Genomic DNA, 646 nt, shown 5'->3' with positions numbered 1-646 from the left:
GTGTTTGGGGATCCAGCCTCAAAAACGGGGTGTTTCTAATTGTTCCGAAACAACAGGATTCTGTCAACGCGGCTGGAACTCCTCACACAGCGGCCTTTGGCCGGCTGCGTTCGTTAGACAAGCCGCTACGGGCGACAGAATTCTGTTGTTTCGGAGCAATAAGAAACATCACCGTTTTTTCCAATGGTTCCCCAAACACCCCACCTCCCCCCACGGTCCCGGAAACAGGGCCAGGCAACGCCCCCAATCCCCTCCCGCCCAGAAAACCCGCCCTCAACCCCGAAACAGTAACTCGTATAGACTAGACTACACATAAGATAAAGTTAAAAGAAAAACAAAAAAGGGAAGGAAACGGAAACACTATATTTAAAATATACCCAAAATATGTAACTACATCCATCTCCCTTAATTAACTGAAATTCCTTCAATTTCGCTGTCCTTGTCCTTCATACCACCTGCCGAGGGGTGCCGCTGTCTGTTTTTGCTTCCGGGCCCGGCATACGCTCCGGGGTGGCTGTGGGATGTGGGGGGGATTTTTCTGCTCCATTGGAAAAAACGGAGATGTTTCTTATTGCTCCAAAATGGCAGAACCCTGTCGCCCTTAGCGGCTTGTCTGACGAACGCAGCCGGCCAAAGGCCGCTGTGT

The organism is Clostridium sp. KLE 1755, assembly GCF_000466465.2.
Taxonomy (GTDB): Bacteria; Bacillota; Clostridia; order Lachnospirales; family Lachnospiraceae; genus Eisenbergiella; species Eisenbergiella porci.
This window is presented reverse-complemented; position numbering follows the sequence as displayed.